This window comes from Paenibacillus sp. FSL R7-0302 (genome assembly GCF_038006885.1).
Lineage (GTDB): Bacteria > Bacillota > Bacilli > Paenibacillales > Paenibacillaceae > Paenibacillus_AQ.
This window is the reverse complement of sequence record NZ_JBBOWB010000001.1, coordinates 390502-417401: the sequence shown is the minus strand read 5'-3', so window position 1 is coordinate 417401 and position 26900 is coordinate 390502. Positions and strand designations below refer to the sequence as shown.

21 protein-coding genes are annotated in these 26900 nt (G+C 51.7%); 7 read left to right on the top strand and 14 right to left on the bottom strand.

The annotated features are described in order from the left end of the window. Positions 1 to 52 precede the first annotated feature (52 nt). Positions 53 to 5038: a carbohydrate binding domain-containing protein gene (locus MKY96_RS01865; RefSeq protein ID WP_340938211.1), complete on the bottom strand. Its 4986-nt coding sequence runs from the start codon at positions 5036 to 5038 to the stop codon at positions 53 to 55. A gap of 314 nt (positions 5039 to 5352) precedes the next feature. Here MKY96_RS01865 and MKY96_RS01860 point away from each other — a divergent pair, with 314 nt between their 5' ends. Then, positions 5353 to 6378, top strand: coding sequence for a LacI family DNA-binding transcriptional regulator (locus MKY96_RS01860; protein WP_076085058.1), 1026 nt, complete (start codon positions 5353 to 5355; stop codon positions 6376 to 6378). 267 nt (positions 6379 to 6645) lie between these two features. Here the strand turns inward: MKY96_RS01860 and MKY96_RS01855 are convergent, their stop codons facing one another. Next, positions 6646 to 7662 carry a ketoacyl-ACP synthase III gene (locus tag MKY96_RS01855; protein WP_340938208.1) on the bottom strand — a complete coding sequence of 339 codons (1017 nt, stop codon included), beginning with the start codon at positions 7660 to 7662 and terminating at the stop codon, positions 6646 to 6648. Positions 7663 to 7866: 204 nt separating this feature from the next. Here MKY96_RS01855 and MKY96_RS01850 point away from each other — a divergent pair, with 204 nt between their 5' ends. Genes MKY96_RS01850 through MKY96_RS01840 form a run of 3 tightly spaced genes read left to right on the top strand, consistent with a single transcriptional unit; the run spans position 7867 to position 9593 of the window. Beyond that, a complete protein-coding gene (locus tag MKY96_RS01850) occupies positions 7867 to 8436 on the top strand; it encodes a TetR/AcrR family transcriptional regulator (protein ID WP_340938206.1) in 570 nt (189 codons plus the stop codon). 12 nt (positions 8437 to 8448) lie between these two features. Beyond that, on the top strand, positions 8449 to 8958 hold the full coding sequence (locus tag MKY96_RS01845) for a flavodoxin family protein (protein ID WP_340938204.1): 510 nt from the start codon (positions 8449 to 8451) through the stop codon (positions 8956 to 8958). After that, the gene (locus tag MKY96_RS01840) at positions 8955 to 9593 is read left to right on the top strand and encodes a hypothetical protein (RefSeq protein ID WP_340938203.1); all 639 of its coding nucleotides are present in this window, start codon (positions 8955 to 8957) and stop codon (positions 9591 to 9593) included. Before MKY96_RS01845 ends, MKY96_RS01840 begins: the two co-directional genes overlap by 4 nt. 456 nt (positions 9594 to 10049) lie before the next feature. Here the strand turns inward: MKY96_RS01840 and MKY96_RS01835 are convergent, their stop codons facing one another. The 6 genes from MKY96_RS01835 to MKY96_RS01810 all read right to left on the bottom strand — a co-directional run bounded on the left by MKY96_RS01835 (position 10050) and on the right by MKY96_RS01810 (position 17294). Further along, positions 10050 to 11393: a glycoside hydrolase family 28 protein gene (locus MKY96_RS01835; RefSeq protein WP_340938201.1), complete on the bottom strand. Its 1344-nt coding sequence runs from the start codon at positions 11391 to 11393 to the stop codon at positions 10050 to 10052. Positions 11394 to 11494: 101 nt separating this feature from the next. Further along, a complete protein-coding gene (locus MKY96_RS01830) occupies positions 11495 to 12604 on the bottom strand; it encodes a glycoside hydrolase family 88/105 protein (protein ID WP_340938198.1) in 1110 nt (369 codons plus the stop codon). A 67-nt stretch (positions 12605 to 12671) separates the two neighbouring features. Further along, positions 12672 to 13547, bottom strand: coding sequence for a carbohydrate ABC transporter permease (locus MKY96_RS01825; RefSeq protein ID WP_340938196.1), 876 nt, complete (start codon positions 13545 to 13547; stop codon positions 12672 to 12674). Between the two features lie 21 nt (positions 13548 to 13568). Continuing rightward, on the bottom strand, positions 13569 to 14537 hold the full coding sequence (locus MKY96_RS01820; RefSeq protein WP_036732542.1) for an ABC transporter permease: 969 nt from the start codon (positions 14535 to 14537) through the stop codon (positions 13569 to 13571). A 115-nt stretch (positions 14538 to 14652) separates the two neighbouring features. Continuing rightward, on the bottom strand, positions 14653 to 16215 hold the full coding sequence (locus MKY96_RS01815; protein ID WP_340938193.1) for an extracellular solute-binding protein: 1563 nt from the start codon (positions 16213 to 16215) through the stop codon (positions 14653 to 14655). A gap of 818 nt (positions 16216 to 17033) precedes the next feature. Further along, positions 17034 to 17294, bottom strand: a complete 261-nt coding sequence (locus MKY96_RS01810; protein ID WP_340938191.1) for a hypothetical protein — start codon at positions 17292 to 17294, stop codon at positions 17034 to 17036. A 97-nt stretch (positions 17295 to 17391) separates the two neighbouring features. Between MKY96_RS01810 and MKY96_RS01805 the strand changes: the two genes are divergently transcribed. Together MKY96_RS01805 and MKY96_RS01800 are read left to right on the top strand one after the other, a co-directional pair. Beyond that, entirely contained in the window at positions 17392 to 17571 is a 180-nt protein-coding gene (locus MKY96_RS01805; protein WP_209879168.1) for a CopG family transcriptional regulator, read from the top strand. A gap of 140 nt (positions 17572 to 17711) precedes the next feature. Further along, the gene (locus MKY96_RS01800) at positions 17712 to 17984 is read left to right on the top strand and encodes a DUF6809 family protein (protein ID WP_340938190.1); all 273 of its coding nucleotides are present in this window, start codon (positions 17712 to 17714) and stop codon (positions 17982 to 17984) included. A 522-nt stretch (positions 17985 to 18506) separates the two neighbouring features. Here MKY96_RS01800 and MKY96_RS01795 read toward each other — a convergent pair. The 5 genes from MKY96_RS01795 to MKY96_RS01775 all read right to left on the bottom strand — a co-directional run bounded on the left by MKY96_RS01795 (position 18507) and on the right by MKY96_RS01775 (position 23546). Then, entirely contained in the window at positions 18507 to 19904 is a 1398-nt protein-coding gene (locus tag MKY96_RS01795) for a helix-turn-helix domain-containing protein (RefSeq protein ID WP_340938189.1), read from the bottom strand. Between the two features lie 278 nt (positions 19905 to 20182). After that, positions 20183 to 20971, bottom strand: a complete 789-nt coding sequence (locus MKY96_RS01790; protein WP_340938186.1) for a hypothetical protein — start codon at positions 20969 to 20971, stop codon at positions 20183 to 20185. 41 nt (positions 20972 to 21012) lie between these two features. Further along, positions 21013 to 21504, bottom strand: a complete 492-nt coding sequence (locus MKY96_RS01785) for a GNAT family N-acetyltransferase (protein ID WP_340938185.1) — start codon at positions 21502 to 21504, stop codon at positions 21013 to 21015. A 60-nt stretch (positions 21505 to 21564) separates the two neighbouring features. Then, positions 21565 to 21909: a DUF3969 family protein gene (locus MKY96_RS01780; RefSeq protein ID WP_340938183.1), complete on the bottom strand. Its 345-nt coding sequence runs from the start codon at positions 21907 to 21909 to the stop codon at positions 21565 to 21567. A 107-nt stretch (positions 21910 to 22016) separates the two neighbouring features. Continuing rightward, complete coding sequence (locus tag MKY96_RS01775) at positions 22017 to 23546, bottom strand: extracellular solute-binding protein (RefSeq protein WP_340938182.1); 1530 nt, start codon at positions 23544 to 23546, stop codon at positions 22017 to 22019. Between the two features lie 217 nt (positions 23547 to 23763). Here MKY96_RS01775 and MKY96_RS01770 point away from each other — a divergent pair, with 217 nt between their 5' ends. Continuing rightward, a complete protein-coding gene (locus MKY96_RS01770; protein ID WP_340938181.1) occupies positions 23764 to 26070 on the top strand; it encodes an AraC family transcriptional regulator in 2307 nt (768 codons plus the stop codon). Here the strand turns inward: MKY96_RS01770 and MKY96_RS01765 are convergent. Continuing rightward, positions 26045 to 26809, bottom strand: a complete 765-nt coding sequence (locus MKY96_RS01765; protein ID WP_340938180.1) for a hypothetical protein — start codon at positions 26807 to 26809, stop codon at positions 26045 to 26047. The two genes, MKY96_RS01770 and MKY96_RS01765, sit on opposite strands and share 26 nt — an antisense overlap. Positions 26810 to 26900 lie beyond the last annotated feature (91 nt).

Below are 26900 nucleotides of genomic sequence, written 5' to 3'. Positions count from 1 at the left end.
AATTCAAGGATTGCGGCCGTTTTCACTTGCTATGGTTCGTTCTTTCGTTAGCTTACGGGTTCTCGATCAGACTGACATCATCGATGAAGATATGATTGCCTGCTTCGATAGCGGCATTCGTCTCTGGACTGTTGCCGGGATTCAGCCCCAGCAGAAAGACCAGATGAACACCTGCATCCGTTCCGCCGTTCATGGTAAAGGTGTAGCTGAAGCGCTGCATGTCGCCTGTCAGAGCCGTCGCCGTCACCGGCAGATATTTGGTGTAATCGCCGCCGTTATGCTCAACTGCCACCTCAATCAGCCGGTTGATATCCGAACGGGCGCTGAAGGCCAAGGTATAGCTTTTCCCCTGAGTCAGCTTCAGATCCCTGTAATCTACCTGGGCGGCGTAGTTGGCAGATCCCGTGAAGCCCAGCGACACCTCAAGCTCTCCATTCTGGACTGCGGCATTTCCAGCAGCCTCGAAGTACTGGGTCCAGCCCTTAAGAGCCGGCTGCGCATCGAATGTGCCGTTATCCAGCGTGCCGCTGGCAGGCTCAGTGTCCGGTCCGTCCGTTACCTTCCTAAGCAAGATATCGTCAAAAGAAATCGTATGCGCTGTATGGTTCGCCGTCTTATCCTCACCCAGCGTGGCTCCGATCAGATAATTCAGCTTCAGCGGATTGTTATTCGTCACACTGAACTGTGTGCTATAGGTCGCCCATGTAGCTGTTATGTCGAACTTCGCTTGGGCTACCTGGGCAGAGGTTCCGCTATACTCCACGACAATCTGCCGGGGAACGGTAGATTTCGCTCTGAAGCTGAGCTCATAGGTTGCGCCTGCTTCAAGCGGGATTTTCTCCTGATAGAGCTGGGTATGCCAGGCTTGTGACCCGGCCGCCGTGATCAGCACCTCCGCTGCTCCGTTCACCACTTGGAAGGACGAGGCTCCGCCTTCGCCGGACCAGGTTGACCAGCCTGAGCTGCCGCTGGTGAATGAGCCGTTAACGACCAGATTGTTATCATTCGCCAGTATAGTCTGAACCACACTGGCGTTGACATACCCTTCGGCTTCCACGGTAATGATATAGCTTCCCTCTGCCCGGAAGGCGGCAGGCTGAATTGTAATTGCTCCCGTTCCTACATGGTACAGCTCCGCCGCAAGCGTAACGCCATTCACCTTAACGGACTTAATGCTGCCTGACCATTCTGGCTTATCGATGAAGATAAGCTCAATCGGCTGTGATACCCGGTTGGCTGTGGAATCTGCAAGCAGTTCCTGCGGCTTCGCCGGGGCGTCCTTAATCTCGAATCTGACATTGTCAATAATGATGTCATGACTCTGAGGAACACTCACTCCGCCTACCTTGCCGAGCAGGAATTTCAGCGAGAGCATATCATTCGCCCCCTGCCGGAATTCGAACCGGTAATGCTTCATCTCTGGTGTCAGCTCCACCGTCTTATCGATGGAAGGGGAATAGCTCGCATTCTCTGCCTTCACATTGATCTGCCGGGCCACGCTGGCACTGGCGTCGAATTCAACCACATAATTGAGGCCCGCCGCTGCCTTCAGGTTATTCTGGAAAAGCATCACCGAATACGCCTGATTGCCGGTGTTCGTAATGCTGAATTTCGCTGCCCCATCCGCCGCTGCCGCAGTGCTCTGGCCGCCGTCTTCTGTCAGCAGCCGCTCCCAGCTCGTAAGCCCGAAGCTGAAATCCCCGTTCAAGAGCGGGTAATAGGTCAGATCAGGATCATAATAGGAGCTGGTGCGTACCAGCACGAATTGATCCAAATGGACCGTTCCGGTGCTCCCGCCAAGCCGCAGCACGAATTGTCCGAGATGATCCGTAGCTCCCGCGAGATTCTTGAACACCGCCTCAACCTGCTGAGGTCCCGCACTCAGCTGTACCGGCTCCGAAGCATAGACTTCGCCGTCATGGCCGCGCAGTTCAATAATTGCTGTCCGTGCAGAGGAGCTATCCGCCTCGAAGGTCAGCTTATAATCCTGGCCTTGCACCAGGAAGATCCCCTTTTGTTGCAGCGTAATCTCGCTGCCGCCAGTGTCCGCGTCTGTAATGTCCAGCTTCAGGCGGCCGTCAGTCTCAACCCCCGGGGTAACCTCCGCACCCCCTGAAGCATCGATATGCCAATAGCTCATCCGATCCGGTTCCCCCAGATCGAAGCTGCCGTTGTACAGGTGGTTGCCGCTGCCGAGCGGCGCCTTGGCGCTGTCATGATCGAAGGGAATACTGCCGATCTCTTCAAGCCGTGCATTGCCAAGCCAGACCGGGGAAGTGTTGGTCCCCAGATTGAACTCAATCCGCGCGGCATTGTCCGAGCTCTCCTTCATCTGGAACATCGTCTCGTAATGCTGAAGCTGCGGGGTCAGCACCGCCTTGAACGCCGGAGAATAGGACGGGAAGCCCAGCGGTGCGCCACCTGTCAGCCGGGCAGTGAACTCCCTGGCTGTATCCGTTCTGGCATCGAAGCTCAGCTTGTAGTATCTGCCCTTCGCCAGCGAGACAATGGCCTGCGGCTGAATCGAATAGGAATTGCCGCCCGGCTTCAAAATGTTTACCTTCAGGAGATTCACGCCGCCGGCCTGCTCCAGAGAAAGAGCCGCATCCGCGCCTTCATCCTTATACAGTACCCAGTGGGCTGTATTCGGGATGCCCAGCCCGGGATCTCCCTCCACCTGCTGCGTGAACCCGCTGTTATAAATGAAGTTGCCGTCTGCAAGCGGCGGCTTCGCCCCCTCCTGATAAGGCTCCTTCGCCAGCTCCACCGGTACCGGCTGCCGGTATTCGCGTCCGGTCAGCTCATAGATTCTGACATAGTCAATTTCCATTGAACTAGGAAATACTGTCTCATCCGTAGGATTACCGTCAAAGTTGCCGCCGACTGCCAGATTCATCAGCAGGTGGAACTTCTGGTTGAACGGTGCCGGATACGCATTGATAGCCGGCTGTCCGCTGCTCTTGCTGTACCAGTCATTCTTGGTCGAGAACAGTACCCCGTCCACATACCAGCGGATCTCCCCCGGCTCCCATTCAATGGAATAGGTGTGGAACTCTTTAATAGTGGAACCACCCGGCAGCTCATATTCCTTGCCGGAATAGACATTATCCGGCCACTGGGAACCATAGTGGATCGTTCCGGCAACTACATTCGGACGGCTGCCCCAGCCTTCCATAATATCCAGCTCCCCGGAGGCCGCCCAATTGCCGTACACATAATTCTCCGGCAGCATCCAGATCGCCGGCCACAGCCCCTTGCCTGCCGGTGCCTTCGCCCGGATCTCGAATTTGCCGTACATTTTGCTGTACAATCCATTCGTCTTAATTCTTGTGGAAGTGTACGGCTTGCCGCCCACCGCTTCTTTATGCGCAGTGATGATCAGCTTGCCGTCCTGCTCCTTCACATTCTTCGGATCATTGGTGTAATACTCCAGCTCATTATTGCCCCAGCCCGGATTCCCGACAGCGGTGCCATCTCCGAGATCATAGGTCCACTTCGCGGGATCAATGACATTGTCATCGAATTCATCATTCCACACCAGACTCCACGGATCACTGGTCGGCGCTGGTGTGGGTGTTGGACTTAGTGTTGGTGTCGGCGTTGGGGTGGGCTCCGGTGTAGCCGTCGCCGTCTCTCCGCCACCGGCAGCAACAGGCGGCTGGCTGGCCTGCGGCGAGGCCAGATTGAGATTGCTGCGGCTGCCCGGCTTGAGAGCGACGCCCCCGGCTGTGACACCTTCGGCCTGATTCAGCACGGTGCCAAAGCTGCCGCTGCCCAGAATCACGGTGCCCCGGGCACCGGCTGTAAGGAGCAGCTCAGCCACCTGCGCCTGATTCATCAGCACCAGCTTGCCGGGAGTGCCCCAGATCAGCTTGGATAGCTTGCCTGACAAGCTCAGCGTGAGGTTGCCTCCAGCCGCATCAGCGGTGGATACCACCCCATAATTGCCAATAAGAGTGACCGCCTGCTCCCCTGGCGGGAGGACAACACCAGCGAATCCTTCCCCGGTAAGCGCACCTTCTTCAAGGATAGCACCGGAATCAAGCTGCACTGTTCCGGCTGTTGTCGTCCCGCTGGCAACGATGCGGACAATCCCCTTCGGCTTCGCCACCTGCACAGCCCCAAGGCTGCTGTCCGCAAGGCTCACTCCCTGCCCTCCGCCGCCGCGAATATAGGTTGTGCCTGTAACCTGCACCCCCTGAAGCCGGATCACTCCTTCCCCGATCCCCTCGGTAAGATAGAGATTTCCTTCTATGATAGTGTCCCTGAGTGTAATATCCTTATGGCTCAGCACCACATTACCCTTCACCCTGCCCAGCTTCACTTCCCCGGCGGCGGAGCGCAGCTCCGTCACCAGTGTATCCGCCAGCTTCGCCAGCTCGGCACGTGTAATCCTCCCGCCCGGCTTGAATAAGCCTCCGGGATAGCCTTGCATATAACCGGCTGCCGTAAAAGCATCCGCCGCAGCGCTAACTGCGCTGTCGGCTCCCGCCAGGTCGCTATACATCCCCTTCGCTTGACGCTCTGTCTCCAGCCTCAGTATCCGCTGAAGCGCAAGGACCGCCTCCCCGCGCTTGAGCGGAGCCGCAGGTTCGATTCGCTGATCTGCGCCAGCGCTCAGATACCCCGCCGCTACCGCTTTGGCGATATCGTCCTTATACCAGGCGGCCGCCGGGACATCTGCCGGAAGCACAGCCGCCATGTCCGTATAGCCGAAGATACGGTTAATGATTGCCGTGAATTCTGCCCGGGTTACCTGCTGCTCCGGCCGAAAGCTGCCGTCCCCGTAGCCGGAGATCACCCCGCTGCGGCTCCAGCGCTGCACTGCATGTGCCGCCCAGCTGCCCTCTTTTACATCGGTAAACGCTTTCAAATCACTAGCAGCCAAGCTCCCGCTCTGCAAGGCGGCCGTGGTCTCCGCAGACGCTGTCAATCTACCCTGAACAGATTTCGCCTCAGCCCCGCCGCTGCCCAGCGGCGATAGAAGTCCGGTAACGATGACAGCGGCCGCTAACAACGCTGATAGATTTCTTTTCATTCCGTGTATGCCTCCTCAGGATTTGAGTCTCCTCTTACCGCATTTCCATCGCCCCGCGCCTTCAAGCTGCTCTCAGCTCCATCTACAGTACCCTCAAGCTCCCTAATCGAAATCGGTTTCGATTTTCTCCATGCCATTCCTCTGAACGCAATTAACCTTTGACTTGTTTCGGCAAGTTGAATAGACTCTAGAAAGGACTGCTGTTTGACAGCAGAGAGCGTCCAAGTGAACGGTCAGTAGCCTTGAGAAACCCTGGCATACCCGTCTTTTGGCCCTGTTATAACTATGAAGCGGGGGTGAGCATAGCCATGCAAATGAATATCAAAAAAATTGCCGAAATGGCCGGGGTCTCTGTATCGACTGTCTCCAAAATCATGAACAATTACAGCGATGTATCCGAAAAAACGAAACGAAGAGTGCTCGAAATCATCGAACAAACCGGATATACCCCCTCAAGCTCCGCCAAGACGCTGGCTACCAAGAAGTCGAATCTGATCGGGGTTATTTTTGCCGGTGAGCTGAATGTGGAATTTACCCATCCTTTTTTTGTAGAGGTGCTGAATTCGTTCAAGAAGCAGATGGGCGTACTGGGGTATGACCTGATTTTCTTCTCGAATGAGAAGTTCATTAACAGCGGCGATTACTACTCGCGTTGCCTGCATTTCCATGTGGACGGCTGTGTCATTATCTCGGGAGAACAGATGGAGCCTGCGATACAGGAACTCGACCGGAGCCATATTCCCTGCATCGGCGTTGACCTGGAGCTGACCGGCAGGAAATCCGGCTATGTCATGTCAGATAATTACCAGATTGCTTCCAAGGTGGTGGAGCATTTCTACCTGCTCGGACACCGGGAGCTTGGCTTCATAGGCAGCAGAGCGGATTCGGATATCTCCAACCGGCGCGAAGCAGGGTATGTCAGAGCCATTGCAGGCTTCGGCCTGGTCATGAATCCTAAGTGGTTCGTGCATGGTGACGATTTCTTCGAGCCCAGCGGTTATGCGGCAATGAACTCGTTAATTGCATCGGGAGATTTGCCAAAAGCGGTCTTCGCCGCCTCCGATCTCCTCGCTCTCGGCGCAGTCCGTGCCTTGAAGGAGCAGGGTCTGCGTGTTCCCGAGGATGTGGCCATCATCGGCTGTGACGATATCGAGGCCTGCCAGTATACCAGCCCTACGCTGACGACCATCCGCCAGAACAAAGAACGCCTGGGTGTGCTCGCCGCCCATATGCTGTTCGATCTCATCAATAACCAGTCTGAAGGCGGCTCATTTGTAGTTGAACCGGCGTTAATCGTCCGTGAATCCTGCGGCAGCGGGCTGAAACACTTGAACCGGTAAACGGCTAAATCCCTGAATTACTGAATTACTGAATCGCTTGAATCGCTTGAATCACTGTACTCCTGCTTCTCCCGGAATTGCCCTTCAATCCCTCCCCTCCAGCCCAGAACTTCGCTTGGCTGCACTATGCACCCACCCGAAAACGCTTTCGATACTATAATCGCTCATTTAACGGACTGCTTCAAGGCACCGTTTTTCTGGTTTTGGGGACCATTTTTCGGCTTGGCCCCCACATTGGCCTGTCCTTGCTTCTCTATCCTGTCCGCATTACAGCGGAGCAGGCTCGGCTGCCTGAGGGTCCAGCGACAATCTGACCAGTTGACCCGCATGACTAAGACCCGCACCGAAGCCGTACAGCAACACCTGCTGGCCGCTGCGCACCTTCCCTTCGCGGATGCCCAGATCCAGCGCAAGCGGAATACTGGCAGCCGAGGTGTTACCGAAGGCTTCAAGACTGTACAGTGCCTGCCCGAGCGGATAGTTCAGCCGTTCACAGATGGGTTCAATCATCCGCAGATTGGCGCTGTGCGGAATGAACCAGTCTACTTCCGCAAGCTCTGCTCCGGCGTTCTTCAGCACCTGCTGTACTCCCTGCGGAACCGTACGGACCGCCCACTTGAAGACTTCACGCCCGTTCTGTACCAGCATGCCTGAACCGGCAAGCTCCACTCCGTTCACCTTCTCCGCCAGCCCTGTGCGATAGACATGCTGCGCTCCGCTTCCGTCACTGCCTAGGTGGTATCCCATGAAGTCGTCTGACGCCCCGCTCCCGCTGCTCTCCACCAGCACAGCCCCTGCTCCATCCCCGAACAGAATGCAGGTACTGCGGTCCGTATAATCGGTGATCTTGGATAGCGTGTCGGCACCGATGACCAGCACCTTATGATGCAGTCCCGAAGACACCAGCGCATGAGCCGTATGCAGAGCATATACGAATCCGGCGCAGGCGGCGCTCAGATCGATCGCTCCCGCAGTCAGCGGAATGCCAAGGGTATTCTGCACAATGGACGCCACAGATGGAAAAGAAAAGTCAGGCGTGCTGGTCGCCACAAGCACCATATCGACATCCTGCACGCTTTTGCCATAACGCTTCATCATATCCCGGACGGCAGCTGCACACAGATCACTGGTATATTCATCCGCGCGGCTGATCCTGCGCTCCCGGATACCCGTCCGCTGCACAATCCACTCATCATTGGTATCCACCATCTGCTCCAGATCCTGATTCGTAAGTCTGCGGGCCGGCACGTAAGATCCGATCGCTGTTATTTTTGCACCTGTCATGTGAACCACCTCAGCTTTTCAGTTTATTAGTATCTGATATTAGTACTTGGTACTAATTATAACCTGCTCCTGACTATTTTGCAAAATGTATACCCGGAATCGCCCGTCTGCAATCACATCTTAACATTGTAAAGATCATAAACACATGCTACAATCTTTACAATGTTAAGATGACAGGCAAGTATGAAAGGAAGCATGCATACCTTGAAAGATAAACCCTACCACCGCGGCAATTTACGCAACCAGCTGATCGAAGCCGGCATCAAGCTGATTAACTTGGACGGCATGAATAGCTTTTCCCTGCGCAAAGTAGCCGCCGAATGTGCAGTCAGCCATACCGCCCCCTACAGCCATTTCAAAAATATAGATGAACTGGTAGCCGCCATGGGGGAACATGTCACGAGCCAGTTTATGGACACCCTGCATGCCTCCGTTCAAGGACAGGCGGAGAACCCTGATACGATTATCCTGCTGGGGCAGGCCTATATTGATTTTTTCATAGAGCATCCACAGTATTTCCAGTTTCTGTTCTACCATTCAGGCATCGTTATTGATCTGGACAACTACGATTCTGACAGCTATCCGCCATTTGCCCTGTTCCGGACAACGGTCTATGAAGTGTTCCGCAGCAGCGGGCTGCCGGAGCCGGAATTCACCAGGCACTTAGTTGCACTCTGGTCCATGGTGCATGGAATTACGGCTTTGCTTACCAATAACGGAGTGCGTTATTCGGGCAACTGGCGCGATCTGCTGGAGCTTAAATCTATCTTTTAGGGAGATGAAGTCTTGAGAACGATCATACACGATCTGCAGGAGCAAGAATTCGCGGGCTGGCTGGGGGATACGGCGCAAGAGGAAGTAACGGTCATCTCGGATAGCGGTGCGATCCGTTCGTGCATGGGCTGCTTCGGCTGCTGGACCCGGACTCCCGGGACATGCGTCATTAAGAGAGATGGCTACGACAATCTGGGGGAGCTGTTCTCCCGCAGCGATGAGCTCATGATCATCAGTAAATGTATGTACGGCAGCTATAGCCCCTTTGTGCTGAATGTGCTGAACCGGAGTCTCTCCTACATGCTGCCCTATTTTGTCACCACACACGGGGAGACACATCACCGGCCCCGCTATCAACACCAGTTCACATTATCCGTACATTTCTATGGCAGTGACCTTACGGAGGCTGAGCAGCATACGGCCCGAATGCTGGTCGCGGCAAACGGCCTGAATCTGTATTCGTCAGAGAACAACGTCTATTTCCACACCAGCCCGCAGCACATTAAGGAGGCCCTCCAATGAACATCGCACTGATTAACGGCAGCCCCAAGCCAAACGGCAGCAACTCGGGCATACTGCTGTCCATGCTGGAGCCGCTGATTGCGGACGGGAACGAACTGCACACCTATACGCCGAATAAAAGACCGCTCGCCCCCGAGCAATACAGCGAGCTATGCGGCATGGATGTGCTCGTTCTGGCCTTCCCGCTGTATTATGACGGAATTCCGTCACACTTGTTCCAGCTGCTGGTTACCCTGGAAGGATATTTGAAGACCGAGCGCGAACGGGAGATTTACGTCTATACGCTGATTAACAACGGCTTCTATGAGGGACAGCAGAACCACATTGCGGTGGAAATCCTTAAGAATTGGTGCGCGCGCGCCGGTGTTCACTTCGGGCAAGCCATAGGCCAAGGCGCCGGGGAAATGCTGGGCTCCCTGGATAAGGTTCCTCTGGGCCGGGGGCCGCTGAAGAATCTGGGCCGTGCCATGCATAGCCTGGCCGAGAGCATCCAGTCCAGAAGCGCCGGAGAATCCCTGCTCTTCAGTCCGAACTTCCCTCGCTTTGCCTGGAAATTCTATTCCACCCGTTCCTTCTGGCACCGCACAGCCAGGGAGAACGGGCTGAAGCCGAAGGATCTGCGGCGGAGGATGTAGCGAATAGTGTAACCCATTGCATACTGGTGGGTTGCCGTACCCGATTACGATACGAGTGGAGGACTTAATATAGGGCTTAGTTGCACTCCGTACACTTAAATCACCTGATATTGCACCAATGATGCGTTTAGTTGTATTTCGTACACCTAAACTCCATCAATACCAGGCTTCTTCCCATTCGGGCAGATTTAGTTGTACAAACTACATTTAGAAGCGGCGAACCTTCCTTTTCACTGTTTTTAAATGTATGGAATACAACTATCCTTATCCGCGATTGAAAGAAACGTAGTGCGATCTACGCCTTGAAAATGCAGGTTAATTAGAACAAACTTCTATTTAACCTTAAAAGCCCGGTCCCCCAACAGGGACCAGGCTCTTTCACTTACAAATTCTATTCCCACGCCCAAAGGAATGCCTCCCCCTGATCTCACCAGGTCTCACCGGCCCCCCAGGCTTTTATCGTTCCGCCAGCGACACTGTAACCTGTTCCACCAGCTTCTCCGGCTTGGCCGTGTTCCTGGAACGGCAGTTCAGAAACTCCACTTCTTCCCCGTTCTCAATATAAAAGGCCGGGCCGTCGTGGTTCTCAATTGTGACCTGCTGGAACTGCACCTCGCGGACATTGCCGAGGAAGAAGCCCCGGCGCTGCATGTCCTGAAGCCCTGCCATCATGTCGGGCTGACCGGGCACGGCTTGCTCCGCCATTGAGATATCAATGTTGGTGAAGGTGATTTCCGAGACGGCTTGCTCCGCCAGCCCGTACAGGAATCCGGCGGCGGCATGGACGTTGCGGGCGGTAATGTTGGCGTAATGAATCCGCCGGAACTGCGGCGTCTCCTCCGTCACCGGATACGGGTTCTTGTCCCAGACGTATTTCTCCTTACCCCGGGGTCCGCAGAAATAATAGAGATTCAGCGTGAAGGGGCAGATCACATCCTCCATCACTATATTGCTGATCCGGATATCCTCAATAATCCCGCCCCGTCCCCGCCGGGACTTCATGCGGATGCCGCGGTCCGTCTGCTTGAATACACAGTTGCTGATCGTCACATTGCGGATATCGCCGCTCATCTCACTGCCCAGCACCACCGCTCCGTGGCCGTGAACCATCACGCAGTTCGTAATCGTGATATTCTCGCAGGGAATCCGCTCCCGGGTATCCTCGGTGCCTGCCTTAATGGCAATGCAGTCATCACCGACATCGATATGGCAGTTGCTGATACGCACATCGCGGCAGGATTCGGGATTAATTCCATCGGTATTCGGGGAATCTGCAGGATTCAGAATCGACAGATTATCGATCATCACATTGCTGCAATTGATCGGATTCACGGTCCAGCTTGGGGAATTCATCAGCGTCAGATCGCGGAGGGTGACCCGGCTGCAATCATCGAAGCCAATTAGTCTCGGGCGCGGATACTCCAGCTCTTCCGGGCGGCTGTGGTGCTTCTCCCACCAGGGTTCCCCATTCCCGTCAATGGTTCCGCTCCCGGTAATCGAGACATTAGTCAGGCCCGCTCCGTAGATGCAGGCGGCATGAACCTCCCGCTTCACCCCTTCCCACCGCGATTCCACAGCAGGATAATCCGCCGGATCGGTGCTGAAGGACAATACCGCACCGGGGCTTAGATACAGCTCAATGTTACTGCGCAGACGCACCGCTCCGGTCAGGAAAGTGCCAGCCGGAATATACACTGTACCTCCGCCGTCACGGTCCGCCGCTTCAATCGCATCCGCAATCGCTTGCGTTGCCGGTACTCCGCTGTCCCGCTGCGCTCCATAATCCACTATGTTATACACTGTCCACCTCCATTCTTGTCATCCGCTGCCGGGCTGATCCAGGCAGCTTCCGGCTCTATTGTGCCTGTGTCTGAACCGGCAGCCCTCTAACTCCACTCCGCTTATGCCTTATACAAATCCTGCATCTCCACACAAGCCATCACCAGCGCGCCCACGCCGTGCAGATCATTGCTGACCTTCGGACGGGTTACATAGTTACGGTAATCTCCCGCCGAGGTCCCGATGCAGATATCCGGCAGCAGCAGCCGGCCCTGCTCATCCCACTGGAGCACCTGAATTAAGCCTTCGTAGCCTTTACGCGCGGCTTCCGCCGCTTCATCCGCTACTTCAGCCGGAAGGATACCAAGCTTCACGGCTCTGGCAATCGTGTAGACGAACAGACAGGAGCCGGAGGTCTCCAGCCAGTTGTCCGGCTCATGTCCCTTATCCACGACCTGATACCACAGGCCTCTCTGCGGGTCCTGATAGCGGATTAATGCCTGTACGAATCCGCTCAGCTCGGCAGCAAGCTCCGCCCGGCCCGGATCAGTCTCCGGCAGTTCATCCAGGAACTGCGAGACGGCAAGTCCGTACCAGCCAAGCGAACGGCTCCAGAACTCCGGCGAGCAGCCGGTGGCGGGATTCGCCCATGGCATGCGACGGCTCTCATCCCAGGCATGGTAGAGCAGGCCGGTCGCCTCGTCCTTCATGTATTTGCGCATCAGGCGCTCCTGGTGCAGCACCTCGGCCCGCAAGGCATCGTCTCTATAAATATTCGCGTACTTCAGCGAGAACACCCCGGCCATGTACAGTCCGTCCAGCCACATCTGGTTCGGATATTTGTCCTTATGCCAGTACCCTCCTTCGGAGGTCCGGTTCAGCGTCAGCAGCAGATGGCGAAGCTTGGCCGCCGCCTCCCGGTATTTCCGCTTGCCGGTCCGTTCATACAGCGTGAAGAGCAGCAGCCCCGCCTGGACGGCATCCAGCTCATCCCGGGCAAAGTCGAAATTCCCCTGCTCATCCACGAGATCATCCACATACTGCTTAATATAATCGATATAGCGGTCCTCCCGGAGCGTCTTCCACAGCAGCTCCATCCCGCACAGGAATACGCCCTGATGATAATGCCAGCGGTGCGCAGGCGGGAGTTCCCACGCCTGATACGTATCCATTAATGAATCACAGGCTTTTTGCGCCCATTCAATTGGTGTTTGCGGCAGACTGCCAATCATGATAATACCCCTTTCATCGTTTAGAAGGTCCCACCGTCCCTCGGCGTCCGTCAACATCTGTCAGTCATCAGCCCTTCATCGAGCCCAGCATCGCACCCTTGGCAAAATGCTTCTGCAGGAACGGGTACACCATCAGAATCGGCAGCGTAGCGACCACGATAACCGCCATCTTGATCGTCTGATCCGGCGGCGGAACCGTGCCGTCCAGTGTCGCACTGTGATCCATTCCGCTGGCCAGCACGACAATCTGCCGCAGCAGGACCTGAATCGGCCATTTGGCGCTGTTATCCAGATAGAGAATGGCACTCATATACGTGTTCCAATATGTCACGGCGTAGAACAGAGAGATCGTGGCAATCGCCGGCAGCGACAGAGGCAGCACGATTTTGAACAGAATCCCGAAGTCATTGCAGCCGTCAATCTTGGCCGATTCCTCCAGCCCCTCAGGAATGTTCTGAAAAAAGTTCTTGAGGATAATCATATTGAACGCACTGATCGCGGAAGGAAGAATCAGTGCCGCATACGAATCGATCAGCCCCAGTTCCTTCACCACGAGGAACGTAGGAATCATTCCCCCGTGGAACAGCATCGTGAACACTACCAGGAAGTTGAACACCCGGCGGCCGTCCAGATCCCTGCGGGAGAGACCGTAGGCCATCAGCGCCGTAATGAACATACTGAACAGTGTGCCTATCAGCGTGACTCCAATCGATACCCCTAAGGCTCTGAAGATCGTATTTGTGGAGAAAATAAATTTGTACGCCTCTAAGCTCCACACCTTCGGAATCAGCACAAACTTGTTGGCAGCCAGCTCAGCACTGGTTGTGAAGGAGCCTGCTACCACGTGGATGAACGGCAGCACCGTTACCAGTGCGATCAGGGCAAGCAGTATAAAGTTGACGGCAGAGAATAGTCTGCCGCTGAATGTGCGGTCTTCTACCATTTGAATTCCTCCTGCGGCATTTTAATATACGCCTTCTTCTCCTATTTTCTTGGACACCTTATTGACGGTCATGACCATAATCAGGCCCACAATCGACTTGAAGAAGCCGATGGCTGTACTGTAGCTGAACTGCCCTTGCCGCAGACCGGCGGTGTAGACATACGTATCGATAATTTCCGCAACCTCGCGGTTCATGGAGTTGAGCAGCAGGTAGACATGCTCGAAGCCCAGGTCGAGAACGGAACCTATTTTCAGAATAAACAGGGTGATGATCACTCCCCGGATGGCCGGAAGCGTAATATGCCAGACCTGTCTGAGCCGTCCGGCTCCGTCCATACGCGAAGCTTCATAGAGCCCCGGATCAATAGCCGCAATGGAAGCCAGATAGATAATCGTCCCCCAGCCTGCTTCCCGCCAGATGACCTGAAGGATATACATCGGCCGGAACCAGCCCGGACTCAGCAGGAAATTGATCTTGGCGAATCCGAAGTAAGCCAGCAGCTCGTTGATAATCCCCCCGTCCATCGTCACCATAACGAAGGAGATCGAGACGACGATCACCCACGACATGAAGTGCGGCAGATAGACCAGGGTCTGGAAGAATCTTTTGAAGAAGGTGCCTCTGAGTTCATTAAGCATCAGGGCCAGAATAATCGGAATCGGAAAATAAATCAGAATATTCATCCCGAACAGAATCAGCGTATTCGCCAAAATGTTCAGGAAATCAGGCTCGGTGAACAGCCGGCTGAAATGCTTCATGCCCACCCATTCGCTCCCGGTAATCCCTTGGTAAGGCTTGTAATCCTGGAAGGAAATAATCAGTCCGTACATGGGTAAGTATTTGAAGATAATGAAATACAGCACGCCGGGGATCAGCATCACATAGAGTAATTTGTTGCGCCACAGCCGCTTCTTCAGCTCACTGCTGCTCTTGTATTTCTTCGGCTGCGGTTCGGGAACTACGCGGGGCGGGGCGGTTACTTCCTGCATGATTCTCTTCCTTTCTCTGTAAATTATTCTATAGTGGAAAAAAGGCCGCCGGAGCGCTAACCCGGGGCAGCCCTCTTCCTGTGTTCAGTCCGCTGTTATCGCGGCTGCGCTCTGTTTATTTTTTGTACGCGGCATTGTATTCTTCGATGATCTTCGCCCCGCCCCGGCTCTTCCAGTTCTCGACTTCCTTCTCGAAGCCGGCTTTATCCAGCTGACCGTACATGTACTTGTATGTCGCATCCGCAATAATCTGCTGAAGCTCAACGCCCTTGGACGTATAGGTAGCCGAGTCGAGCGCAGCCGTAGGATCTGCGACCCCGTATTTCACATTCTCCAGCACCAGCTCCTCCGCATGAATCCGGCCCGGCAGCACGTTCAGACTCTGATACATGCCGTTCGTTTCGTATTCGCCGATAACGCTGTCCTTGAAGCCTTTGACTTCGCGTTCAATGAGCTCTTTATTGTCGGTCGCTTTGGCTTTGCCGTCCACCACGGTATAGTGTGTGCCTTCAATGCCCCAGTACATCAGGTTGGATACTTCAGGAGTCATCATGTAATCGAAGAACTTCAGGATCTTCTTCAGCTCCGCTTCATCCTTCACCGCCGATTTCGGGAACAGCACTACATTGTTATAGCCGGGAATCATCCACTGGGCGAACTTGCCGTCAGCTCCAGCCACCATACTATGCGTATCCAGCACGGCATCCGGCACGTTCTTGATCAGGTCCTTATTCAAGGAATCGATATCCTGCATTGAGCCGCCGATATACAGCCCGGCTTTGCCGCTGGTGAACATATTAACCGCATCCGTCTTGCTGGTTGCTGCGAAGTCCTGGTTCATGTAACCGCCTTCACGCAGCTTTTTGAAGAAATCCATGGTATCGATATATTGCGGAAAAGTGAACTCCGGCGCAAGCTGGCCGTCCTTCTCGGCCCAGTTGTTCGGGGTGCCGAACCAGGAGGAGACGGTTTTGAACGCACCATATACCAGCTCGTTGCGGTCAACAACACCGATGGTATCCTTTTTCCCGTTGCCGTCCGGGTCCTGCTCGGTAAAAGCCTTAGCCATCGCGAACAATTCCTCCGTGTTGGCCGGCGCTTTCAGTCCCAGCTTATCCGCCCAGTCCTTGCGGTAGATGATGCCCTGGCGGGCCAGCGGACGGCCGATATACAGGGTATACAGCTTGCCGTCTACCTTGGTGTTATTCAGGATCTCCGGCTTCAGCTTATTCAGGTTAGGGAATTCGCTGAGCAGCGGCCCGATCTCCCAGAACTGCCCGTCCTTGATCGCTTCCTTCATCTGCAGGAAGGTCGTCTGATTCTTCAGATACGTCACCTGCGGCAGGGAGCCGGTGGCGAACGAGGAGTTCAGCTTCTCCTCATACGTATCGGCCGGGAAGAACTGGTAGGTCAGCTTTGTATTCGTCAATTTCTCCACTTCATTCTTGATCGTATCCGGTGGAGTATCTGTCGTGTTCAGCGGGAGCATGATTTTGATCTCAGTCGGCTTCTCCGGCTCAGCAGTGGCCGGGTCCGTGGTTGCGGTGGTGTTGGTCCCGGTGCTGGCGCCCGGGTCTTTCGTAGCTGCCGCCTCTTTGTTGTTGTTACCGCCGCAAGCGGACAACATGCTGAGGGTCAGCAGCGAGCTTAGGAGCAGGGTGAAGGATTTTTTCGTCATTCCTTTTTGACCTCCGTTTAACTTGTATTGGTTACAAGCCTCACAATACAGGGCACGAAGGATTACGAATACAATCATTTGCTCATAAAGGTGCGCTGCGGCGGGAGGTGTGGGTTAATGATTATCGTGTGATGGGGGGGATAGGCATTGAAAGCTAGAGCGTGGGAATGGTGTTGGCATGACGGAAATGGCGGCGGGCGGAACTGTGTTGCGGGCGGGTGCGGCGGTGGGTAGGTGCGGCGGCGGGTAGGTGCGGCGGCGGGTAGGTGCGGCGGCGGGTAGGTGCGGCGGCGGGTAGGTGCGGCGGTGGGCGGGACTGCGTGAGCTTTGGACTTCCGGCCGCTGTTAGGTTTGGATTTCCTGATTCGGACCGCTAGTTGCGGTAGAAATCCAAACCTAAAGGCGGACGCTCCCGCTCCTCCAGTTCCAAACCTCCCTCCGTCCCTTTCTGCCGCCCCAGATTGGGGGCTTTCAAGGCCTATCCTTGAAAGGGGCAAAGGGAATAGCCCCGCCGCTTCGCGCGGCGGGGCCTTAGTAGATAAGGAGGCTGATTAGTCCGCTATTACTCAAAAATCCTGCACAAATTACAACATTCCACTCATAAAACTAACCATAATCCAAAAATGTTGCAGAAAAAGCAGCATTCTTTCTCTTCTAAGCAGCCCAAAGAGAAAATTCCTGCATTTCGTGCAACATTCCTTTGTAGTGTGCTGATATAGGCGATCCAGAGATGCATTAAGTGCAACATTTTAATGCAATAGCTTAATGTGCATCGCTTTACAGATCATAGTTTGGTGCGTATTCCGTGTTCACTTTATTTAGATTCCTCTTGCAGCATTCTTTATATAACTCTTCGCTTCAGCCAGGGTTAACTGTGTGGATGTAATGGTTACCTTTAATTCTTCTTGAGTTGTTTCATTGTATAGTGATTTTTCACCCAATGAATCAAGATCTCCAATTAATTTGTTCAATAAGGAAGGGAGTTTACTTTGAACCTCTATAATGGAGAAATAATTATCTTCAGTCTGTACAGCAAAGAAACCTAACCGTCTATACTCCACATACACTTGACCCTTCATTTTCGGCTGAAAAGATAGATCAATCATAAGCGACCTTATTGACTTTTTGTTGCCACATAAATATACTTATCATGGACACAAAAAGTGGGGTGAAGCGATGTCGTCCAAAAAGATGGGGCGTCCACCATCTGACAATCCCAAAAGTGAATTGATTCGGGTACGTGTCGATCAAGAAATTTTGAGCAAGCTTGATGCCTGCACTGAGAAGCTCCAAACGACCCGTTCCGATGTTATCCGCAAGGGAATTGAAAAGGTGTTTGACGAGCTCCAAAAATAAAGAAGGAAGCAGCGTGAGTCCCGCAAAGAACATCGCTACTTCCTAACCCGCAACCGCTTGGATAAGCAGACTGCATAAATATCCTACCATGTGCAGGTATCTCATTCAAGCGCTGCGATGATAACAATGGGAGGACAAACATGAAAACAATTTTGGAAGCCCTGTACCATGGGAAGCTACAACCCAATATGACTATTGTGCCGTCACATCCAGAATATCGTTCCGCATGCAGACAGGTAACAGCAGAGACACAGCAATGGCGTGAACGTTTAGGGGAAGAAGTGTTTCGAGGGCTAGAGGAATATTTGGACTTGTGCGACAGCGTGAACAGTATGCATGTGGAAGCGGCCTTTATTGAAGGGTTCAAGTTAGGAGCAAACCTACTGATTGAAACGATGAGTAGTCGGCCATAAGCCGTTGAGAATATATTCGGATTAGTTACATATCTAAGCCCCACCGCTGAAGCGGCGGGGCATTCTTTTACTTCAACATCTCAATTCTGGGAATAGGGATATTTCTGAAAATCGTTCAGGTGTGTGCTTGAAGTCTGCTGGGAGTGGGGGACGACGGTGATTGGATGCTTAGAGTAAAGATCAGCGGGTACATGGGGCTGAGACAATTTAAGTTAGGGCTTTAACATTTGAGTTACAGTCTTTCCTTGTTCCATCTGTTGAATGGATTACTTTAACCATTTGAGGTTGGATGGATTAATCAGCCTTCCCCGTGATTGAATAATGAAATTCCAGGAGAGCTAGGCACGCTTGGCCCTACCACAATCGGTACTAAAACAATGCTAAGAACCGTAAGAAGTATAACGACCCTTTTCTTCATGAGAATCTCCTCCCAAAATCAGCTAACCGTCACCATGGGTATATAAAGTTATGCCAGACGAAATTGGTATGCTTGGTACTGTCACAATTGGTACGAAAATAATACTAAGAACCGTAAGAAGTATAACTGCCTTTTTCTTCATGAGAATTCCCTCCCAAAAGTAAAGTTTGATATTGCTCCCTTATCTCTTGACTGGCAATATTTCTAAACCTTTCAAACAGAGTTACACTTTCCAGTATATACTTCTCATTGTTTATCTGCTGGAAATTTTCTATTGTTTTTAACAACAAATCAAAACCTTTAGGATAATCGCCTTTATGCAAATGGTAAAATGCAAGTTCATACATTAATGTAGCCCGACGATCAAGTGCCAACTTCCGGTTATATCTCCCCGCTATTAGTTCACTGATATCTTCTTGAATTTCTTGATTGAAATAATTTAGTATATCATCAACATTTAATTGATACTTATTAGCTACCCTAACAACATTTAGAAGCCCCGTTACCTGTTCTTCTTTATGCTTCTCTATATAAATTTTATATCGTTCAATAATTTCCTTTTCCCCGCTCCAAAGCCTTGCTAGACAAGTATTAGCCTCGGACCATTCCATAAACAGACTCTTCCAACGCTCGACCTCATCTTCCTGCTCTCTCACCCAGCCCAAATCAGCATAACGGCTTATGTAACCCAAAGCTCCCTCATAATCCCCAAGCTCATCACAAACATTCCCCCGCAACAAATCACTGTATGCAATGTAAAAGAACAGCGGTCTGCCGGGGAGCTTAACGGGCTCTGATGCTCTGTGTTCGTGCTGGACCTTCAGGTCATACTGTATTCTAGCCTTGTGCCCCATCTTGGCTGCATATTCATCGACCTTATCCCAGAGCTGTAAGGACCGGTATGTATTGGCGAGTTCCTTCAGTGCATCCAACTGATCAACTTCATCCAACCGTTCGACATAAGGCTCAAACCGGTTGGCTGCCCACAGGTTCCGGTTCTGGTCATCACTGAGCGAAATGGTGAACAGCCTGAACTGGCATAGCGCCAGCCGTTCCGAATGCTGATAGCGTTCAGCCTCGGCAACAATCTCATAGATTGCGGCAGCGGCTTCCTTTTTCCCGGCCATGAAGAGTTCTTCTGCACTATCAAACAACAGGGGAGCGTACATCAGATTGTCCATAATATGGCGGGCCATTCGCTCAATACTCTCCAGCTTGTTCAGTTCGGCACAGCGGAGCAGCAGCGGTCCAATCCTCCGCCAGTCGGAAGAGCCGCCGATAATATAGTCATTAATGTACAAGTCGTAGAAATACCCTTCCTCCTGTCCCATGGCCTGAGTAATCCGGTCCAACTGCTGCATCGCAATAGGCCGGTGCCCGCGAAGAATATTGCTGAGTGTTCCGGAATGAAGCTGAGAACGCTTAGCGAACTGGGTAATTGTCAAGTCCTTCTGCCGCAAATACCCCTCCAGTTCCGATAATATAGTAGTCGTTGCCTGCAAGTCCTAACCACCCTTCCTCTTCAATTTGTGATTTATAGAATAAAATTCCTTTTATGTTATACAAAATATACCAGTGGTAGATTCATTAATAAAGTACTAATTATGTATTTTTCCTAAATTTTAAAATTTTGGCATTACGATTGCCACTATGGGCATCCTCGTCATACAACATAGCGTAATGTATAGTTTTGGGTGCAAAAAAAGACCCCGAGAATTGGCTCAAGGTCTAAGAAAATGATTTAAATTTCTTTCGTATATTTTATGGATGGATCAGAATTTTAACGTTTAGTTCTGCCTTCCTCCTGATGCAAAATGCTAATTAGTTCATTGATTTCAAAGTAATTTCTGAACGCCCATTGCATCTGCCTTGACTCTTTGTTTAGAACGTCTTTATAGTCTCCATACAATTGAATCACTACTGTTTTGTTACTGAGTGTCCGGATGTTAAAAGCCTGATCAAACTCCAGCAAACGCTCATAAGGGATAAACTGAAAATAGTCTGGTCCAAACCACATCATCCAAGTAGAACCAAACCAAATATCTTTGACATAGGAAGAGTGTCCGGGAAGAGATGTAGGATCAATTGCTACTGTAACACTATCCATTTCCTTAAGTTTTAAATCATCCGTTGACTTGCCGTACTTCTCATATTGCCCTAAATCAACATTCTGCTGCCAAAAATAATCATCTTCAGGATATATGCAAGCTACAATTCCAATATTCTCTTCAAAAAAGGTAACTGCATAGGCTACCCACTCTTCCAGTTTTATTTCATTGCTGGTATTAAGGCCAATAATCAGGGAGGCAGCGTCCCTGCCTTTGTTGATCATGATCTGATTACCATTGGAATCGATAACAGTTATAAAGACAGGAGCTTTTTTGCGCAGCTCTTTTGTAAAACAAACAGAAAAATCCTTTTCGTTATAATTTAAAGCCTCACCTTTTGTTACTACATCAGACTTAAATTTTACTGGATTAAATCCAGGAGCCCTTTTGATCCAATCTATTACATTTCCTAATTCCAGATATTTGTTTTCAAAAATAACTCTTAATTGGGTCTCAGACATATGCAGCACCTGCTTTAGCAAAGAATATAACTAATAAAACCTCACATCGTATACGCCAAAATAATATCCCCGTTATCTTCAAACTCCCCAGTCTCGGTGAATCCTACACTCTTATAGAGCTTATTAGCCGCTAGATTAATCGGTATATGCGATACCCTAATCTGTGTGCAATCCTCGCGGCTGCTCAGCATCTTAATGACCTCTTTAATTGCTGCTTTCCCGTATCCTTTACCCTGAAATCTCCCGTCAATCATAAATCTCATAATCCAATAGTAACCATCTGTATATCTCTCATTATCAAACAGAATAAATCCGACCATCTCTTCTTCATTGAAAATACCATAGGGTACAGAGGTAGGTTCGTTGGTCGCATGTTCAAGTGAGTCGGCATTACTTGCCACCAAATCAAGTTGCCCGGCGCTTACGCTCAATTGGGTGCACTCGTGTTCCAACTCAGGGGTAATCTTATGTAATTGAATATTCACGGTGTAATCTACCTCCATTATGAATAAACTTTTATTTAATGTATTCATGTTTATCGTATACTATCTTTTCTCTAGCTTGCTTAATATACTTTATCTTTTCAATATCAACTAATCGTCAAAATCATTAAGCCAATACACCGACTTTTCTGTAGTAGGTAAGGATTTAAGTAAATTTAGTGTTTCTTGCTTTTTCAGCTTAAGTGTATCTTGCAGTTTTTCAGGAACTGTATCCCGTATATCCTCCAACATACAGCATTCTTCAAACAATTCAACTATTTCCTTATTGGCTTTATTTTGTTCTAGTACTTGCGATACATATGGACGATAGATGTACTCATATGCATCTTCAAGTGTTAATGGCCCATTTAGCAAGGCATCCAGCATTCCAACATTTAATATACATAAAAGCTTTTGAATTTCATCTGGATGCTCCAATTTAATTTGCAAATTCAATAGTTCACTCCTAATTAAGACACTTTTTATAGAAATATTATACTGGCTGATGAGGGTTATATTCTTTCTGAACTTGCCGCCCAATCATTCGGCACTGGAAGTGGCCCTCACTCCTCCCCCTCCCGCGCCTTCGCCCCCGCCTCCCCATACTCCTGAATAATCAGGCTGCCGCCGCTGGTCTTCCATTTCTCAACCTCTCCGGCGAAGCCGGCGGCGTCGATATTACCGAGAATATAATTGTAGGTGGCATCCACGATGATGGCAGACAGCTCGGCGTTCTTCTCGTCATAGGTCGGCGAGGTGAGTGACACGGTGGGGTCATCGACGAGAAACTGCTCGTTATCCCGGCTGAGCTGGTCGGCCAGGGCGGTGAGCTGCTCCTTTTGTGCGACCTCCTTGATATGGATATTGCCTACATCAGCGATCATAAGGGAATTGAGCGGATTGACCTCATACACCCGCAGCTGGGACGTTTCTTCCGGAAGAATCACTTTGCCGTATACATCCAGCTTATAATGACGGCCCTCGAAGCCGTAAGCCATCAGGTTAGCTACATCCTCATCCATCGTGCGGTCGAAGAATCCGAGCACCTGCTTCAGCTCCTGCTCGGTAGCAATGGCTTTACGTGAAAAGAGGTACAAGCCGTTGTACTTGGGTATGGACCATACCTTATATCCGTCCGGCCCCTTAATCCGGTTAATCAGCGTCAGCTCTGCCTTAGGGTTGATCGCCTTGGCCTCAATGGAGAGCCGCTGCACATCCGTCATGCTCCCGATGAAGATCCCGGCCGTTCCCCGGATGAATTTATCCCGCTGCACTTCCTTGCTGGTCAGGGCGAAATCCTGGTTAATGATCCCCTCCTTGTATAATTTGCGCATGAAGTTCATCGTGTCCATATATTCAGGGGTGGCGAATTCCGGGATGAACTGTCCATCTTCGATTTTCCAGTTATTCGGCGTGCCGAAATAGGAGCTTAACGTCTTGAATACCCCGTACACCAGATCGTTGCGGTCCACCAGTCCGAGGGTGTCTGCCTTGCCGTTGCCGTCCGGGTCATTCATGGTGAATTGCTTCATCACCTCATACAGCTCCTCCAGCGTTCCGGGGGAACTGAGGTGCAGCTTCTCCAGCCAGTCCTTGCGGATAATAATGCCCTGCCGGGAAGCCGGTCTTTCGGTATACAGGCCATAGATTCCTCCGTCCACCGAGGTCTGCTTAAGAATCGCCGCATTCAACTGACTGAGATTCGGAAATTCTGCCAGATAGGGACCAATCTCCCAAAAAGCGCCCGAGCGGATCATATTCTTGACCGGATTATAATCGGTGAATTTCACGAACGTTACTTTGCCGAGGGAGCCGGTGGTCAGTGCGGTATTCATTTTGTCCGTGTAGACGCCCTCCGGCACCCAGGTAATATCAAGCTGAGTCCCGGTCAGTCTCTCAATCTCGGCGATCAGCTCCGCTGAAGGCGTCTGCGGAAAATGCAGCGGTGCCAGAATCGAGATCGGTGCCGGTACACCCGCTGAATCGGAACGCCCAGACTTATCCCCGCTGCAAGCGCTTAACATAATGAAAGATAAGAATAGGATGAAGCACCCTGCAAGAGCTTTCTTCCTGCCCGTTAACCGGTTGAACATTCCATAACCCCCTGAAGCGTAATATTTATCTGCCTTAGAAGCCTATCTATTGAATAATGTAGCTTATGTATGAATGATTAGAGAAAATGATTATTGCGGCACCAGATGATTATTGTTATTATCCTTCGTGATGCATACACTTAAGACAGTGATTTCCTATTTCATGCAAAGGTGCTGAACGCTGTTGAAACATCTTAGCTTTCTCAGTAAATTAACTATGTTCGCATTCGCCATCAGCATCCTGCCGGTGCTGTTTATTGGTTCGTTCTCCTATTTCACATCCTCCAGTGAAATTCAAAAAAATGTTAACGAAAGCAAAAAGGAGCTCATTTTACAAATTACCTCAAATGTAGAGCATAAGCTGAATACTGTCAACCAGACCTTGAACCAGGTCGTGAACTCTTCGGTGCTGAAGAAGGCGCTGAACAACCCGCTTAGTGAAAACGATTTCATTTTATATAACGACATCCGCAATGAGATCCGCAATATGCAGTCCTTCGATACGAAGCTGGAGGATGTCATCCTGCTCAATCAGCGCCAGAACTGGATGATCAAGAATTCCGGGCTCTACCGGCTGAATGAATACCGCAATTACGAGCAGCTGACGAATCTGCTGAATGTGGAAGGCAGCTCTTCTTGGGTGCTGAACCCCTCCTCCCTGTTCTACAGTGAAGAGAGCATTAACGTGACCGGCTGCAATTACAGCATCAGCCTGATTAAGAAGCTGCCGGTGACCAAGCTGCAGAAATACGGACTGGCTCTGGCCAATATTCCGGCCTGCAGTCTTCAGGACTTCATTAATCCCGATATGCAGCCGCTGGACAGTATTATGGTGCTGGACAAGAGCGGACGGATTCTGCTGCATCCGGACCGCAAGCTGATCGGAGAGCCTGCCGCAGCGGCCGGATTCACGGGATTCGAGCAGATCGCCGCTGCCACTGAGCCATCGGGACAATTCAAGACCAAGCTTAATGAAGCCGATTACTCGATCACCTATATGCGTTCCCAGTTGAACGGCTGGATCTATCTGTCGGCCACCTCCATCAAGAGTCTGACCCGCGAATCCGGCAAAATCGGCACTTACACGGTATTTGTCTGCACGTTCATGCTGCTCTTGTCTGTGCTGCTTGCCTGGCTAGGCTCCCGGCGTATGTACACCCCCATCGAACGGCTGCTGACCCAGATTGGACTGCGCCGTCCCGGTCTGCGGGCAGGGCGTACGGATGAATTCCAGCTCATCGGTGAGCAGGTCCATTCCCTGTTCCAATCCAAGTCACAGCTGGAGAAGGAGGTCAGCCAGCATCTCGGACAGGTGCGGACCTTCTTTCTGATTCAGGCGTTCGGAGGCAATCTGAGAAGACGCGAGCTGATGGAGGAGCTGGAGCAATACGGGTACGGCAAGCAAGTCGAGGAATGGAAGACGATGGCTGTCATTACGCTGAGCATCGACTTCTCCGAGGAGAACAGCTATGAGAAAAAGGATCTCAATCTGCTGTTATTCGCAGCGCATAATATGACTCAGGAGCTGGTCTCTGCGCAGCACAGGCTAACCCCTGTGATGATGGGCCATGCCCTGGCGGTCTTAATCGGCAGCCCCGATGAGGACACGGAAGCTTTTCACCGGATGCTCTATGCGCTTACGGAGAAGCTCCAGCAGGAGATTAACGGGGTCCTGAAGCTGCAGGTCAGCATTGGGCTGAGCCTGCCGTTTCATTCGTTTGACAAAATGTCCATTGCCTACCGGGAAAGCCTGGAGGCCCTGAAGCACCGGATTACCCTGGGCAAAGGCATCATTATCCAGTACGAGAATATCAATTCAGGCAAGCATTATCTCAATTTGAACTACCCGACCCACACGGAAAATGACCTGATGGATGCCATCAAGCTGGCTGACAGCGATAAGGCGAAGGAGCTGCTGCATAAGCTGTTCAAGTGTATTTTTGCGCTGGGACTGTCGCCGCAGGAATATCAGATTCCGCTGACCCGGCTGCTGAACAATACGCTCATTATGATGCAGGAATCGGGAATTACGCTGAACCAGATCTACCACGCGGGCGGTTCCCTGTTCGAGGAGCTGACCGATCTGCATATCGTGGCCGAGATTGAAGACTGGTTCTGGACCATCGTCATCCAGCCGGTCATCGTCATCTTCCACAGCAGGCAGAACGCCCAGTATCATAATATCTCCGAGAAGCTGATCGACATCGTCCAGCATGAGTATGACCAGGATCTGACGCTGGAGGAGTGTGCTTCCCGGCTGCATTATAACGCCAACTACATCAGCAGTGTGTTCCGCAAGGAAACGCAGTATTATTTCAGTGATTACCTGACTATGTACCGGTTCAAAATGGCCAAGAAGTGGCTGGAGGAGACCGATATGCCCGTGAAGGATATTGCCTCCCGCCTGAGATACAACAATTCACAGAATTTCATCCGTTCCTTCCGCAAGCAGGAGGGGATGACCCCCGGCCAGTACCGTGACAGCTTCCACACGAAGCTTAGAGCGGTCCCGGACGATGAGTAGGCGCAGGCCCTTCAGGCGGGGTCTTGGACCTCTTCAGCTTTCTTTTTCTGATAAACCATGTAAGAAGTACAGCCAGAATAAGCAAGATTCCGCCCGCAGTAATCGCAATATTCCTGATATCCGGTACATAGACCACCAGCTGAATCGGCTCGGAATCCGCAAGGGACACATGCCAGGTTAACGTGTTGCCGTCTTGCTCGGCCGCATTATTAGCCCCGTATAGATCATAGGGAATCGTTAATTTGAAATCGGCGGAGAAGCTGCCCATCAGCAGCCGCACCAGGGACTTAGGGACATTTAAGCTGCCAAGGCCGTCAATAATCTCATCCGTGTAGGCATTCAGCTTAGGCTGGGCCACCACATCGTATTTGGTATACAGCCACCTGTCCGTCTGTCCCACCTTGGCCTCTACAATATCGAAGCCGCTGCTGCTGTTCTTCAGCTCCTCCATCGAAGCATACGATTTATGAAATTGATATTCCGTTGATTTGCCGCTTGCTGTCTTCTTCAGCTCTATGCCTGCGGCCGCCAGCCGGGTGGTTAGGAGCTCCTCCACCTTGCCGCTGACCAGCTTCTCAGCCCGGGCATCCAGCAATAGACTGAAGGCCAGATCCAGGGAGCCGTCCTTCTTCACGGTTACATGGGCCGTGCCTTGCGCGCACCCTGTAAGCAGCAGGACAAGCATAAGCATCATCAGTATTGCCTTAATTCGAGTCCCGTTCAACCTGCGTTTCTTCAACCTCTGTCCCTCCATCCGCTGACTGTTGCTACTAGCTTAACCCAACCTTGAAGAAGCAAATCTGCACTTATGGAGTCAAGCTTATCACATG